This is a genomic window from Streptosporangium sp. NPDC050855, from assembly GCF_044456585.1.
In the GTDB taxonomy this organism is placed as follows: domain Bacteria; phylum Actinomycetota; class Actinomycetes; order Streptosporangiales; family Streptosporangiaceae; genus Streptosporangium; species Streptosporangium longisporum.
On the sequence record NZ_JBITFY010000008.1, the window covers coordinates 67,633 to 81,103 of the forward strand.

The following is a 13,471-nucleotide window of genomic DNA, read 5'->3' on the forward strand; positions in this document are numbered from 1 at the left end:
ACCGAAACCTCATAAGTCACGTTATCCTCAGTGATTTGTGAGCTTTTCGGACAATTGTCTGTCGGATCTGCCATAGGATGCCCGACCAGATCACATCGGAGAGGGGCATCGTGGGGCGCGACGACATCCAGGAACCGTACGAGGACGATCCTCGCGAGCGGACCGGCCCCATGGGAGCGGTGCCGAGGTCCGACCGCCCGGCAAGCGACGTACCGGACATGCTGGACGTGTTGCCGGACGGGTGGAGCGAGCTCGGCCTGCAGGAGGACGCGCGGGGCGACGGCACGCAGGTGATCGTTCACGTGGACGGATCCCGGGAGATCATCCGGAACGACGGGTCCAGGGAGAGGGTCTACCCCGACGACCCCCGCGAGACCACGGACGTCGACGGCACGGTCGTGCCGCCGTACGAGGACGACGAGACGACGCGGGCGCGCGGTTTCCTGGGTTCGGGGTGGCGCGAGGAGACCGACTCCGAGCGGGAGCGCCGCGGCCGGGGCCGGTCCAGGATCCTGCTGGCGGTCGTGGGCGGCATGGTGGCCGCGGGCATCGTCGGCGGCCTGGCGTTCTCCACCTCCACGCCCGGCTCGTCCGGCGAGGCGTGCTCGCCCGGCGCGCGCTGCTCCGTCGCCGAGCAGCCGCCGAGAACGGCGAAGCCCACTCCCGAGGAGACCGGGGAGCGCGGCGAGGACCCGTCCGCGACCGCCGAGCCGACGCCCGCTCCGAGCCGGACCGCCCGGAACCAGCCGTCTTCCCGTCCCTCCCCCACCCGGACCACCCCGTCGCGGGAGGCCGAGCCGGAACCCACCCGGCGGCCCGAGCGCGACGAGGAGTCCCGGAACTCCACTCCCCCGAGGGCGGAGGTCACCTCCGAGCCCGGGGCCTCGCCGACCGAGTCGCTGCCCTCCGAGAGCCCCACCCCCAGCGAGGAGCCGACGTCGGCGCCTCCGGTGCAGGACGGTGGCGGCAACGACGACTCCGGCAGGGGCGGCCTGCTCGACTGGCTGTTCTGACCCGACCGGCCGTTCGGGGCCGGCCGCTCGTCCCGGCTCGGCTGCCCGTCCCGGCTCGGCCGGCCGTTCCCACCCGGCTGCCCGTTCCGGCCTGAGCGGCCGTTCCGGCCGGGCCGGGCGTCGGTGGCTGGGCGTCACGGTCGGTCCTGCCGGTCCTGCCGGTCCTGCCGGTGCGGCGGTGCGGCCCGCGCGCTCAGGCCGAGGTACGCGGGAGCGCGTCCAGCGCGGCGATGAGAAGGTCGAGGCCGAACTCGAAGTCGGTCTCCGGATCGTGCCTGGCCAGCTCCGGGGCCAGCGCGATGACCCGGGGGAACTGCTCGGGGTCGAGCCCGGCGAAGGTATCGGCCGGGTTCCGGTGCAGATAGTCGAGCATCTTCGTGGTGCCGACCTCGCGCATCTGCGCGCCCAGCGCGTACGCCAGCATCGCCCGCATGATCCGGACGGACGTCTCGCCGTCGAACCCCGCGCTCTCGGCGATCGCCAGGGCCCGTTCGGCGGGCCGCAGGCCGATCGATGTGTCGATCTTGTGGGTCAGCACCACCGTCATCGACCGCGGGTTGTCGCGGGCGGTCTTGCGGAAGGCCCGGATGAGCGTCCGCGCCCTGAGCTTCCAGTCCTCGCCGGGATCGTCGGGCAGGTCCATCCCCGCCACCACGTACTCGGCCACGCCCTCCAGCAGGGCCGTCTTGTTCGGCACGTGGTTGTACAGGGACATGACGGCGACGCCCAGCTCGGCCGCGACCGCCCGCATGGACAGCCCGTCCACGCCCTCGCGCTCGATCAGCTCGACCGCGGCGCGCACCACGCGCGCCCGGGTCAGCACCGTACGCGCGACCGTCCCGGCTGCTCTCCTCGCCACCGGCCGGCTCCCCTTCTCTCGGTGATGGCGATGCTACAGGGGGCGCAGGAGGCCGTCCGCGCGCGCTCGCGGCGGGAGGATCACGACCGCGCGGACCCGTCGGCGCGGATCATCGGCCGTCCGGACCGGCGACCGTCCGGATCCGTCGGCCCTGCGGATCCGCCGGCGCCACGGATCACGGTCGTGGCAGCGAGAGGAGCCGGTCCACCAGCGCCCGCGCGTGGTCCGCGCCGACCGGCCTGTTGAAGAAGGCCGCGTGGAAGTAGAGCGGCGCCTGCACCACCTCGAGCAGCTCCAGCAGGGTCGGCGGGCTCTCCCCCCGCCCCGCCGCGCGGTCGAGCATCGCCTGCAGCTGGACGCCCCGGTCGAGCATGTAGACGTGCGCGGGGTCCTCGGCCCCGGACGTGGCACCCGAGGGGACGTCCGAGGCGGCTCCGGCGTGGGTGCCGAGCATGGCGGCGCGCAGGAACAGGGCGCCCCTGGCCCCGGCCACGTCCTCGGCCAGCCGGACGGCGTACTCCTCCAGGTCGCCACGGAGCGTCCCGGTGTCGGGAACCGGGGAGAGCCGCGTCAGCCGTTCGGTGATCACGTCGTCGATCAGCGCCTGCACCGTGCCCCAGCGCCGGTAGATCGTCGTCTGGTGGACGCCCGACCGCTCGGCGACCAGAGCGATGCTGAGATCACTCCACCCCTCCTCGGCGAGCAGGTCGAGCACGACCTGATGGACGGCGGCACGGACGCGGGCCGTGCGGCCTCCGGGACGGCGGGCGGGCTGCTGGGCTGCCATTCCCACACCCTAATGCAAAATTTCTTGCTTTAACCTCTCCCAGACCCTACGCTCCTTTAAAGCAAGAGATTTTGCGTTAAGACATCGAAGGAACGCCTCCGGCCGGACGTCCGGCGGGTGGTGGACCGCCCCGGCGACCGGCCGGACGAGAGTTTCGGGAGTGTGGCGATGAAGGACTCGGCCAACGAGAGCGGCAAGGACGGCACGATCCGCGAGGGCCGCGAGGGGATCGTCTCGGTGGTGCTGTGGGACGTCGCCCCCGTGATCGCCACCTACTACGGGTGCCGCGCGCTGGGCGTGAGCGAGTACGCGGCCATGCTGGCCGCGACGGGCGCGGGCGTGCTGCGGGTGGCCTACGTCGCCCTCCGGCGCCGCCGCTTCGACGGTTTCGCCGCCTTCATGGGCCTGGTGTTCGGGGTGGGGTTCGCGCTCTCCCTGATGACCGGCGACGAGAAGTTCGTCCTCGCCCTCAAGTCGGTCACCACCGCGGTGGCGGGCCTGGTCTTCCTGGCGACCTGCGCCGCCGGGCGTCCGGCGGCCTTCTCGGTGGCCAAGCGCTTCGGCGCCGAGAACGCGGAGACGGCACGGCGCTGGGACGTGCTGTACGCGGCCGAGCCGGCCTTCCGCCGGGTCTACCTGGTGATGACGCTGGTCTGGGGCGTCGCGCTCCTGGTCGAGTCGGCCGCGCGGATCCCGCTGGTCTACCTGTTGCCGACCGACGTCATGGCCGGGCTGTCGTCGGTCATCCTGGTCGCGACCATCGCCCTGCTCGGCCTGTGGAGCTCCTGGTACGGCAAGCGCGGCGAGCAGGCGGCCGGGGCCGCGCGCTCCCTCACCGTCTGAGGACGACGCCGGCACCCGCCGCGTCCAGAACCACCCGCGGCGCACAGGACACCCACAGCGTCCAGGGCACCCGCGATGCACAGGACCTCGCGGTGCACAGGATCTCGCGGTGCACCGGGGCCGCGGTGCACAGGGGCCCGCGGCACTCACGGCCCGGGGATCCTCCGGGTCCGGGAAGCCCGAGGCAGCGGTGAAACCCCTCGCTCAGCCCGTCCGTGCCCGTCGCGCGGGCGCGAAGGCGTCATGGCCGGTCCCGACGGCGTGCGCCCCGGCACGGTACTCCTGCGGGCTGACCCCGTGCATCCGCTTGAAGGCGGTGCTGAGCGCGAACGAGCTGCCGTACCCGACCTGCCGGGCCACCGCGCCGACGGTGGCGTCGGTCTCGCGCAGCAGGTCGGCGGCCATGGCCAGCCGCCAGCCGGTGAGGAACGCCATGGGCGGCTCACCGACCAGGTCGGTGAAGCGGCGGGCCAGGGACGCGCGGGAGACGCCGGTCTCGGCGGCCAGGCCGGCCACCGTCCAGGGATGGGCGGGATTGTTGTGCAGCAGGCGCAGGGCCTTGCCCACCACCGGGTCGCCGTGGGCGCGGTACCACGCCGGGGCACCGCCCTCCGGGCGGGAGAACCAGGCCCGCAGGACGGCGATGAGCAGCAGGTCGAGCAACCGGTCCAGGACCGCCTCCTGTCCCGGCTCGTCCTTGACGATCTCGTCGGTGAGCAGCGGGATGATCGGGCAGTCCCAGGCGTCCTCGGGCAGGACCAGCAGCGGGGGCAGCGCCTCCAGCAGGCGCCGGCTGATCTCCCCGCGCATCTGGTAGGCACCGGTGAGGATCACCGCCGACCCGTGCGGGTCGTTGCCCCAGGTGCGCACGCCCAGGCTCATCGCGTCGGAGAGGTCCCGCCCGTCGACGGTGGTGCAGTGCTGCCCGGGATGGATCACCACCTGCGGGGGCGTGGCAGGATCGTCGGCGACCGTGTAGGGGGCGGGACCGCGGATGACGGTGACGTCCCCCGGGCCCAGCCGTACCGGGTCCCCGTCGTCGGGGACGATCCACGCCTCACCCCGCACGACGGCCGCCAGCGCCAGCGGCGCCCGGTCCTGGATCCGCAGGGACCAGGGCGGGCTGAGGATCGAGCGGAGCAGGAACGCTCCCCGGGCCCTCGGCCCGTCCAGGAAGTCGGTGAGTGCGTCCATCACCTCACCCTAGACGCCGGAACATGGAAGTGCGCTTCTCAACCATGGTCCGTCTCACTCCCTGACGGTTCACTGGACACATGACGGAGAACATCCACACCGATGGCGACAAGAACGACCCCGCGACGACGCTGGTCCTCGGCGGGACGGGCAAGACCGGACGGCGGGTGGTGGAGCGGCTCACCGCGCTCGGCGTGCCGGTGCGGGCCGGTTCCCGCTCGGGCGAGCCGCCGTTCGACTGGAACGACCCGGCGACGTGGGCGCCGGTGCTGCGGGGCGTGGGCTCGGTGTACCTGACGTACCAGCCCGACCTGGCGTTCCCCGGCGCCACCGAGACGGTCCGCTCGTTCGTCGCGCAGGCGGCCGGCAGCGGCGTACGGCGGCTGGTGCTGCTGTCCGGCCGGGGCGAGGAGGAGGCCGGGCTGAGCGAGGAGACGGTCCGCGGCTCCGGGCTGGAGTGGACGATCGTGCGGGCGTCCTGGTTCTGCCAGAACTTCAGCGAGGACTACCTGCTGGACCCGGTGCTGGCCGGGGAGATCGCGTTCCCCGCGGGCGACGTGAAGGAGCCGTTCGTCGACGCCGACGACATCGCGGACGTCGTGGTCGCGGCACTGACGCAGGACCGGCACGTGGGCGAGCTCTACGAGCTCACCGGCCCCCGGCTGCTGACCTTCGCCGACGCGGCCGCGGAGATCTCCGAGGCGACCGGCCGGCCGATCCGCTACGTGGCGGTCTCCCCGGAGGAGTACGAGGCCGCGATGGTCGGGTACGGCGTCCCGGCCGAGCACGCCGCGCAGCTCACCGCGCTGTTCTGCACCGTGCTGGACGGCCGCAACGCCCACCTGGGGGACGGCGTCCGGCGGGCCCTCGGCCGGGAGCCCCGGGACTTCACGCGGTACGCGCGCGACACCGCCGCCACCGGGGTCTGGGGCGGCTGACCCACCGGCCCGCGCCCCGGCCCGGCACGGTCCGGGCGGGGCCGCCGGCACCGACGGGACGGACGACGCGCCGCCCCCACCGTGTCCCCGTGTTCCCGTGTTCCCGTGTTCCCGTAACGTCCGGTGACGACCGCGAAGGTCGCGTACCCGGTGACGACCGTGGAGGTCGCGAAGATGACACTGTTCCGAAGCGTCGCGCTGATCGGCGCGACCGTCACCGTGGGGCTCACGGCGGGCCTGTTCTACGCCTACGCCTGCTCCGTCATGCCCGGCCTGGGCCGGGCCGACGACCGTACCTTCGTCACCGCGATGCAGCGGATCAACGTGGCGATCCTCAACGGCTGGTTCGGCGTCTGCTTCGCCGGCGCCGTGCCGCTGATCGCGCTGGCCGCGGTCCTTCACCTGCGAGGGGACGGCAGGCCCGTGTTCCCGTGGATCGTGGCCGCGTTCGTGCTGTACGCGGTCATGCTCGGCATCACGTTCGCGGTCAACGTGCCGCTCAACAACGCGCTGGACGCGGCCGGGGATCCCGACCGCGTCGCGGACCTCGCGGCGGTGCGCGAGCGGTTCGAGGGGGCGTGGGTCCGCTGGAACGTCGCGCGCACGGTGGCGTGCGTCGCCGCCTTCTCCTGCCTGGCCTGGGCCCTGGTCCTGCACGGGCGCATCGGGTCACCGGCCGGGTGAGCCGTACCGGATGTCTCCGCCACGGGGGCGCGAGACATCCGGTACGTCACGGCCGGGAGACGTACGGCCGAGGGCCCGCGCGGCCCGGGGGCAAGGGTCAGGGGTCAGGGGTCAGGGGTCAGGCATCGAGCGGTTCGCGGCCGGGCTGGGTTCCCGGCCGGGCTTCTGCCAGGATGCCTGTCTGCCGGTCCACCGCCCGTTCCGCGGGGGCGACGGACCGGCGCGTCCCGGGAGGCCGGCCGGGACCGCAGGTGCCGGCCGCTGACGAGCAGGGGGCCCGCGATGACCGGACACCGCATTCTCGCCGTCGACGACGACCCCGCGATCCTGCGCTCGCTGCGACGGGGGCTGCGGCTGGAGGGCTTCGACGTGGACACCGCCGACTCCGGCCGTCGCGCGCTGGAGCTGGTGGACGGCGCCGAGATGGACGCGATCGTCCTCGACGTCTCGATGCCGGGCCTGTCGGGGATCGAGGTGTGCGGGCGGCTGCGGGCGCGCGGCGCCGAGGTGCCGGTGCTGATGCTCTCGGCCATGGACGAGGTCGCCGACCGGGTGGCCGGGCTGGCCGCCGGTGCCGACGACTACGTCGTCAAGCCGTTCGACCTGAACGAGCTGGTGCTGCGGCTGCGCGCGCTGTTGCGGCGGGCCGGTCGCGCGGCCGGGGAGACGGTCCGGGTGGGGCCGCTGACGGTCGACCCGGCCGCCCGGCGGGTCACCGTGAACGGCCGGGAGGTCGAGCTGACCCGGCGCGAGTTCGACCTGCTGGAGGTCTTCGCGCGCAACGCGGGCCTGGTGCTGTCCCGGCCGGTGCTGCTGGAGCGGGTCTGGGGGTACGACTTCGAGGTGACCGGCAACGCCGTGGACACCTTCGTCGGCTACCTGCGGCGCAAGCTGGAGTCGGCGGGCGAGCCGCGCATGGTGCACACGGTGCGGGGCGTCGGGTTCGTGCTGCGGGACGTGCGGGGGTGAGGCTCTCCACCCGGTTCGCGGTCTGCCTCGCCGTGCTCGTCCCGCTGCTGGTGCTGCTGGGCGGCATGCTCGTGCTGAGCCTGGTCTCCCACGACCTGAGCGCCGAGCGGGACAGGGGGCTGGCGTTGCGGACGCGCGCGCTGGCGCCGATGGCCACGTCGTACATGTGGCGGGTCCGCCTGGTGCCGGAGGTGCATCCCGACCTGATCGCCCGGCGACTGGCCACGGCGGCGCTGAGCGCCGGCAACCCTGGCGGGGTGCGCGTCGACGTCCCCGGTGCCGCACCGCTCGTCATCGGGGACGTACCGGCCACGATGCCCGCGACCGGCCGGGACGGACCGGCCACCTTCTCCGACGGCGGCCGGAGCTGGCGGTTCACCACCTCCGGCCTGGGCGTCCTGAAGGGCTCTGGCCGGCTGTGGGTGTTCGAGGCCGAGGAGCACCTCGACCGGGACCTCGCGGTGCTCCGCGAGCGCGTGGTCCTGGTCACCCTGGTCGCCGCGGCGGCGGGTGCCGCGGCCGGTTTCCGGCTCGGCCGGCTCGCGGTACGGCCGCTGACGGTGCTGCGCCGGCAGGCCAGGGAGCTCGACGTGCCCGCCGTCTCGGACACGCGGCTGGCGACCGCCTCCGGGGTCGTCGAGGTCGACGAGCTGGCCCGCCTGCTCAACGAGCTGCTGGACCGGCGGGACGCGGCGGTGACCCGTACCGCCGAGGCGCTGGAGACCGCCCGCGCCTTCGCCGCCACCGTCTCGCACGAGCTGCGGACCCCGCTGACCAGCATGGGCACCAACCTCGGCCTGCTCGACCACCCCGCCCTGGACCCTGCGGAGCGAGCCGAGATCATCGCGGACCTGCGGGCGGAACACGACCGGACGCAGCGGCTGGTCACCATGCTCCGCCGCCTGGCGCGGGGGGAACTGGTCGAGCCCGCGGCCTTCACCGGGACCGACCTGGCCGAGATCACCGCCACCGCCGTCGAGGAGGCGCGGCGCCGCCACCCGGGCGCCGCGATCACCCTCTCCGGTACGGGGGACCTGCCGGTGAGGGGATGGGACGAGGGGCTCCGGGTCGTCGTCGACAACCTCCTCGACAACGCCGCGATCCACGGCGCGGACGGCACCGGTCACGCGGTGGTCACCGTGACGCTCCGCACGGCGGACGGGGAGGCGGTGCTCGGCGTCCAGGACACCGGGCCGGGCATACCGCCCGCCGAACGCGAGTCCGTCTTCACCCGCTTCCACCGCCGGGCAGGCAGCCCCGGGGCCGGTCTCGGCCTCACCCTCGTCCGGCAGCAGGTCGTGCTGCACGGCGGCACGGTCACGGTGACCGGCCCGGAACCGGGCCCGCCGGACGGTGCCGACCCGGGCGGTGCCGACCCGGGCGGTGCCGAGCCGGGTGCGGGGACGCGTGTCGAGGTGCGCCTGCCCGTGGAGGACGCGCGATCCGCCGGGACCCTCCCGGCTCCTGCCAGAGATCTGCCATGAAAGTACGTCATGATCCCTGCCGTATCAGAGCGGCCGGCTCGCCGCCCGGACCTGTGGAGAGACCATGAGCATCAGTCGTCACCTGCGAAGACCCGCCGTCGCCACGGCCGCCGTACTGGCCGTGACCGCCTGGGCGGTCCCCGCCGCCGCCCTGCCGGGGACGGCGGCCCCCGGCCCCGCCCTCGCCGCCGCGCCCGCGGCCCACGCCGCCCCCACCCCCGGCGCCACCCGGACCGGGAGAGCGGCCACGACCACGAAGGGCACGGTCAAGAAGCGCGCGACCGGAAGGGCCGGAGCCGGAAAGATCAAGGCCGCGCCCGGTTCCCTCGACCTGGTGAACCCCTCGGCCACCCCGGTCACGCTGACGAGCGCCCCCCGGGCGCTCTCGGTGACCTACACCCACGAGGGGCGGCAGCACACCCTCGCCGACTTCCTGGAGCGCACCGGGACCAACGGCTTCGTCGTCCTGGACCGCCAGAAGATCGTGTACGAGCGTTACGTCTCGGCGGACCGGGACACCCGCTTCCAGTCCTGGTCGGTGGCGAAGTCCTTCACCTCGGCCGCGGTCGGCATCGCGCTGCACGAGCGCCTCATCTCCTCGATCGACGACCCGGTGACCACCTACCTGCCCGAACTGCGCGGTTCGGGGTACGAGGGGGTGTCCATCCGGAACCTGCTGCGGATGTCGTCGGGCATCGAGTGGGACGAGCGCACCGACGTGCCGCGCGTGCAGGTGGCCGCCAACCAGGGCAGGCCGGTGGCCAGGATCGCGGCGCGGCAGGTGCGCGGCTGGGAGCCGGGCAGCAGGTTCGAGTACACGAGCATGAACTCCTTCGTGCTCGCCAAGCTCGTCAGCACGGTCTCCGGCGTCCCGTTCCACCGGTACGTGCAGGAGAAGATCTGGAAGCCCGCGGGCATGGAGTTCACGCTGGGCGTCGGCAACGACGGCAACGGCGACAACCTGGGCTACTGCTGCTTCCACGCCACCGACCGCGACTTCGCCCGGTTCGGCCTGCTCTACCTCAACGACGGGATGGCCAAGGGGAGCCAGGTCGTGCCGAGCTCCTGGGTGGACCTGTCGACCAGGCCGTCGGCCTCCTTCAACGCGGGCTACGGGCTGCACTGGTGGCTGGGCGGCGACGGCGGGGACGACTTCATGGCCGCCGGGTTCGGCGGGCAGTACATCTACGTCTCCCCCGAGCACGACGTGGTCATCGTCAAGTCGGTCGCCTCCAACGCGGAGAACGACCAGCGCGAGGCCGTGACGGCGTTCCGCGCCGTGGCCGCGGAGGTGGCCAGAACCCGCCCGTGACCGGCGGGGAGTCGTCCGCGAGCGGGTCCCGCCGGTGACCGGCGGGACCCGGTCGCGACCCGCGAGGCCCGCTCGTGATTCCAGGGGGCCGTGACGCGGCGGCCGTCACGCGCGCAGCAACTCCACGACCGCGCCGATGTCGGCCTCGCCCCAGCCGCGTTCGGCCGCCTCGGCGTAGCGCCGCTCGACCAGCCGGGCGATCGGCAGGGCGGGCCCGTCCGGCCCGGTCAGGCCCGCGGCGAGCCGCAGGTCCTTGGCGGCCAGGCTGGTCGTGAACCAGCCCCGGTGGTCACCGTCGAGAACGTCGTCCAGCCGGTCGTGCAGGGCCGGGGCGACGGTGGGCCAGCGCATCAGCAGGTCGTGCAGGAGCGTCTCGTCGGCACCGGCCGCCCGGCCCGCGGCGGCCACCTCGGCGAGCACGGCGATCCCGGACATGAGCAGGTAGTTGTTCAGCAGCTTGAACACGAGGGCGTCGCCCGGGTCGCGGCCGCAGTAGGAGTAGGAGGCGAACACCTGCGACCACACCGGTCTGAGCGCGTCGACGAGGCCGCGCTCGCCGCCCACCAGGACCATCGCCCGTCCCTCGACGACGCTGGGCGACGAGCCCAGGATCGGCGCGGCCACGAACCGGCCTCCCGGGGCCAGGTCGCGCAGCGCCCGCGCGGTGTCCGGGGCGACCGTGCTCGTGTCGGCCACCACCGGGCCCCCGGACGGATCGCCGGAGCCGATCTCGGCGAGCCTGGACACCACCTCCAGGGTCGCCTGGTCGTCAGTGAGCGAGAGCAGCACCCCGTCGGCCCCCCGCGCGGCCTCGGCGGGCGAGCCCGCCTCCACGGCGCCGAGGTCGACCAGCTCGCCCGCGCGGCCCGGCGTACGGTTCCACACCGTGACCGGGAATCCGAGCGTCAGCAGCCGCCGGGTCATCGCCCGCCCCATCACGCCCATGCCGAGTACGGCGACGCGCATAGATCATCCCCCCTTCCCGCCATTGTGCCCGCGGCCACCGGACGCGCCCCGGCGCCACGCGGTGACCCGCGACGATCCCCGTCACCCCGTGCCGTCCCCCCGTCGTCCTTCGACGTCCCGCGAGGGTGCGCGGCCGAGGGTCAGGACGGGTACGCGTGCGTCTCGATGGCCTTGACCGACGCCCAGACCGACCGGCCCGGGGTGAGGTCGAGGTCGGCCACCGCGGCCGGGGTGACGTCGGCCGAGGCGGCGATCGGCCCCTCCAGGTGGATGCGGACGTTGTCGCCGTGCCGCTCGACCCCCTCGATCGTCGCCTGCCAGAGGTTGCGCGGGCTGCCGTCCGGGCGGGTCCGGTAGAGCGCGACCGCGCTGGGCGGGAAGGCGACGAAGACGGGGCCGTCCTGCTGCTCGGCGACGCTGAGGACCACCTCCCCGACGGTCACCCGCCTGCCCGAGGCGGTGCCCCGGTAGAGGTTGAGGCCGACCAGCCGGGCCACGTAGTCGGTCCGCGGGCGCCTGGCGACCTCGGCCGGGGTGCCGTGCTGGACGACGGTCCCGTTCTCGACGACGACCAGGCGGTCGGCGAGCACCATGGCGTCCAGCGGGTCGTGGGTGACCAGGACGGTCGCGCCGGCGAAGTCCGCCAGGTGGCGGCGCAGCTGGGAGCGGACCTCCAGGCGGGTGTGCGCGTCCAGCGCGGCCAGCGGCTCGTCCATCAGCAGCAGGCGGGGGCCGACGGCGAGGGCGCGGGCCAGCGCGACGCGCTGGGCCTGCCCGCCCGACAGCCGGCGCGGCCTGGCCGAGGCGTACGCGGCCAGGCCGACGCGCTCCAGCCACGCCGCGGCGGTGCGCCGCGCCTCCGCCCTGGGGACGCCGTGGCAGCGCGGTCCGAACGCGACGTTCTCCAGGGCCGACAGGTGGGGGAACAGCAGGTAGTCCTGGAAGACCATGCCGATCGGGCGGCGCTCGGCCGGCATGGCGTGCAGCTCGCGCCCGTCCAGGACGATCCGTCCCGCGGACAGGCCGGTGAGCCCGGCCAGCGCGCGCAGCGCGGTGGTCTTGCCCGCGCCGTTGGGACCGAGCAGGGCGACGACCTGGCCGGAGGCCACCTCCAGCTCGATGTCCAGGCCGAAACCGGGACGGGTGACGACGAGGTGGGCGTTCAGCGTCACGGCCCGCCCACCCATCGGTCGCGCAGCCCGGCCAGGATGATCACCGAGACGGCCAGCAGGACCAGGCTGAGCACGATCGCGGCCTCGGGCTCGGTCTCCAGGGCCAGGTAGACGGCCAGCGGCATGGTCTGGGTACGGCCGGGGAAGTTGCCGGCGAACGTGATGGTGGCGCCGAACTCGCCCAGCGCGCGGGCCCAGCACAGCACGGCCCCCGCGATGACGCCGGGGGTGATGAGCGGCAGCGTCACGCGGCGGAACACCACCCAGCGGGAGGCGCCCAGCGTCGCCGCGGCCTCCTCGAAGCGCGGGTCCGCGGCGCGCAGCGCGCCCTCGACGCTGATGACCAGGAACGGCATGGCGACGAACGCCTCGGCCACCACGACGCCCGCGGTGGTGAACGGCAGCGTGACGCCGAAGGTCTCCTCCAGCCACCGGCCGGCCAGGCCGCGCCTGCCCAGCACGAGCAGCAGGGCGACCCCGCCGACCACCGGCGGCAGCACCAGGGGGACGGTGATCAGCGCCCGTACCAGGCGGCGGCCGGGGAAGGCGACACGGGCCAGCAGCCACGCCAGCGGCACGCCGAGCAGCAGGCAGACCAGTGTCGCCACGGTCGCGGTCACCAGCGACAGGCGCAGCGCCTCCAGCACCTGCGGCTCGGCCAGCCTGCGCGGCAGGGACGACCAGGGGGCGCGTACCAGCAGCCCGGCCAGCGGCAGCGTCAGGAAGGCGATCCCCACCAGGGCCGGCAGCACCAGCACCCAGGGCGGGCGGCCCGTCACGCCGCCGGAGGACCCCCCGGGCCGCCCACCGCTCATCGGCCCGCCGTACGGGTGTCCTCGGGGATCTCCACGACGACGTTGGTGGACTTGATCACGGCGACCGCCACCACCCCCACGTCCAGGCCCAGCTCGTCGGCGGCCTGGCGGCTCATCAGCGACACCACCCGGTACGGCCCCGCGGCGATCTCCACCTGGGCCATCACCGCGTCCCTGACCACCTCGGTCACGATCCCGCGGAAGCGGTTCCGCGCCGACGAACGACCCGACCCGCTCTCGGCCTCGATCTGCGCGCGCGCGAACGCCGCGAGATCCTCACCGGCCACCGTCCGGTGGCCGTGCTCGTCCCGCCGGGCGGGGAGCCGGCCGGCGTCCACCCAGCGGCGGACGGTGTCGGGACTGACCCCCAGCAGCGCGGCGGCCTCGCCGATCCGGAACATCGTCACGAAGGGTCAGCCTACCTTCGCACTTACC

Annotated in this window: 14 protein-coding genes; 7 read left to right on the top strand and 7 right to left on the bottom strand. The window is 74.1% G+C overall.

What is annotated here, in order from left to right; genetic code table 11:
- Positions 1 to 77: 77 nt before the first annotated feature.
- Positions 78 to 1,013, top strand: coding sequence for a hypothetical protein (locus ACIBCT_RS17420; RefSeq protein WP_399189561.1), 936 nt, complete (start codon positions 78 to 80; stop codon positions 1,011 to 1,013).
- Positions 1,014 to 1,206: 193 nt separating this feature from the next.
- On the opposite strand, the gene ACIBCT_RS17425 is transcribed toward ACIBCT_RS17420, so the two are convergent.
- Both ACIBCT_RS17425 and ACIBCT_RS17430 read right to left on the bottom strand, forming a co-directional pair.
- The gene (locus ACIBCT_RS17425) at positions 1,207 to 1,872 is read right to left on the bottom strand and encodes a TetR family transcriptional regulator (RefSeq protein WP_344899842.1); all 666 of its coding nucleotides are present in this window, start codon (positions 1,870 to 1,872) and stop codon (positions 1,207 to 1,209) included.
- Positions 1,873 to 2,047: 175 nt separating this feature from the next.
- The gene (locus ACIBCT_RS17430) at positions 2,048 to 2,659 is read right to left on the bottom strand and encodes a TetR/AcrR family transcriptional regulator (protein WP_399189563.1); all 612 of its coding nucleotides are present in this window, start codon (positions 2,657 to 2,659) and stop codon (positions 2,048 to 2,050) included.
- A gap of 168 nt (positions 2,660 to 2,827) precedes the next feature.
- Here ACIBCT_RS17430 and ACIBCT_RS17435 point away from each other — a divergent pair, with 168 nt between their 5' ends.
- Positions 2,828 to 3,502, top strand: a complete 675-nt coding sequence (locus tag ACIBCT_RS17435; protein WP_399189565.1) for a VC0807 family protein — start codon at positions 2,828 to 2,830, stop codon at positions 3,500 to 3,502.
- 204 nt (positions 3,503 to 3,706) lie between these two features.
- On the opposite strand, the gene ACIBCT_RS17440 is transcribed toward ACIBCT_RS17435, so the two are convergent.
- Positions 3,707 to 4,696, bottom strand: a complete 990-nt coding sequence (locus ACIBCT_RS17440; RefSeq protein ID WP_399189567.1) for an AraC family transcriptional regulator — start codon at positions 4,694 to 4,696, stop codon at positions 3,707 to 3,709.
- Between the two features lie 80 nt (positions 4,697 to 4,776).
- Between ACIBCT_RS17440 and ACIBCT_RS17445 the strand changes: the two genes are divergently transcribed.
- From ACIBCT_RS17445 to ACIBCT_RS17465, 5 genes are all read left to right on the top strand, one after another.
- Positions 4,777 to 5,634 carry an NAD(P)H-binding protein gene (locus tag ACIBCT_RS17445; protein WP_399189570.1) on the top strand — a complete coding sequence of 286 codons (858 nt, stop codon included), beginning with the start codon at positions 4,777 to 4,779 and terminating at the stop codon, positions 5,632 to 5,634.
- A gap of 123 nt (positions 5,635 to 5,757) precedes the next feature.
- Entirely contained in the window at positions 5,758 to 6,318 is a 561-nt protein-coding gene (locus ACIBCT_RS17450; protein WP_399189572.1) for a DUF1772 domain-containing protein, read from the top strand.
- 282 nt (positions 6,319 to 6,600) lie between these two features.
- A complete protein-coding gene (locus tag ACIBCT_RS17455; RefSeq protein ID WP_399189574.1) occupies positions 6,601 to 7,287 on the top strand; it encodes a response regulator transcription factor in 687 nt (228 codons plus the stop codon).
- Positions 7,284 to 8,771, top strand: a complete 1,488-nt coding sequence (locus ACIBCT_RS17460) for a sensor histidine kinase (RefSeq protein WP_399189576.1) — start codon at positions 7,284 to 7,286, stop codon at positions 8,769 to 8,771. Before ACIBCT_RS17455 ends, ACIBCT_RS17460 begins: the two co-directional genes overlap by 4 nt.
- Before the next feature lie 64 nt (positions 8,772 to 8,835).
- Positions 8,836 to 10,083: a serine hydrolase domain-containing protein gene (locus ACIBCT_RS17465; RefSeq protein WP_399189579.1), complete on the top strand. Its 1,248-nt coding sequence runs from the start codon at positions 8,836 to 8,838 to the stop codon at positions 10,081 to 10,083.
- Between the two features lie 105 nt (positions 10,084 to 10,188).
- On the opposite strand, the gene ACIBCT_RS17470 is transcribed toward ACIBCT_RS17465, so the two are convergent.
- From ACIBCT_RS17470 to ACIBCT_RS17485, 4 genes are all read right to left on the bottom strand, one after another.
- On the bottom strand, positions 10,189 to 11,049 hold the full coding sequence (locus ACIBCT_RS17470; RefSeq protein ID WP_399189581.1) for an NAD(P)-dependent oxidoreductase: 861 nt from the start codon (positions 11,047 to 11,049) through the stop codon (positions 10,189 to 10,191).
- 140 nt (positions 11,050 to 11,189) lie between these two features.
- Entirely contained in the window at positions 11,190 to 12,221 is a 1,032-nt protein-coding gene (locus ACIBCT_RS17475; protein WP_399189583.1) for an ABC transporter ATP-binding protein, read from the bottom strand.
- Complete coding sequence (modB, locus tag ACIBCT_RS17480; RefSeq protein ID WP_399189585.1) at positions 12,218 to 13,036, bottom strand: molybdate ABC transporter permease subunit; 819 nt, start codon at positions 13,034 to 13,036, stop codon at positions 12,218 to 12,220. Before modB ends, ACIBCT_RS17475 begins: the two co-directional genes overlap by 4 nt.
- Positions 13,033 to 13,443, bottom strand: a complete 411-nt coding sequence (locus tag ACIBCT_RS17485; protein ID WP_399189588.1) for a molybdopterin-binding protein — start codon at positions 13,441 to 13,443, stop codon at positions 13,033 to 13,035. The genes modB and ACIBCT_RS17485 overlap by 4 nt, the downstream gene beginning before the upstream one ends.
- Positions 13,444 to 13,471: the final 28 nt, after the last annotated feature.

What these genes read in the sequence shown, in the direction of transcription:
- ACIBCT_RS17420 (WP_399189561.1), top strand. Translation starts at nt 78, where the DNA reads ATGCCCGACCAGATCACATCGGAGAGGGGCATCGTGGGGCGCGACGAC.
- ACIBCT_RS17430 (WP_399189563.1), bottom strand. Translation starts at nt 2,659, where the DNA reads ATGGCAGCCCAGCAGCCCGCCCGCCGTCCCGGAGGCCGCACGGCCCGC.
- ACIBCT_RS17435 (WP_399189565.1), top strand. Translation starts at nt 2,828, where the DNA reads ATGAAGGACTCGGCCAACGAGAGCGGCAAGGACGGCACGATCCGCGAG.
- ACIBCT_RS17440 (WP_399189567.1), bottom strand. Translation starts at nt 4,696, where the DNA reads ATGGACGCACTCACCGACTTCCTGGACGGGCCGAGGGCCCGGGGAGCG.
- ACIBCT_RS17445 (WP_399189570.1), top strand. Translation starts at nt 4,777, where the DNA reads ATGACGGAGAACATCCACACCGATGGCGACAAGAACGACCCCGCGACG.
- ACIBCT_RS17455 (WP_399189574.1), top strand. Translation starts at nt 6,601, where the DNA reads ATGACCGGACACCGCATTCTCGCCGTCGACGACGACCCCGCGATCCTG.
- ACIBCT_RS17465 (WP_399189579.1), top strand. Translation starts at nt 8,836, where the DNA reads ATGAGCATCAGTCGTCACCTGCGAAGACCCGCCGTCGCCACGGCCGCC.
- ACIBCT_RS17470 (WP_399189581.1), bottom strand. Translation starts at nt 11,049, where the DNA reads ATGCGCGTCGCCGTACTCGGCATGGGCGTGATGGGGCGGGCGATGACC.
- modB (WP_399189585.1), bottom strand. Translation starts at nt 13,036, where the DNA reads ATGAGCGGTGGGCGGCCCGGGGGGTCCTCCGGCGGCGTGACGGGCCGC.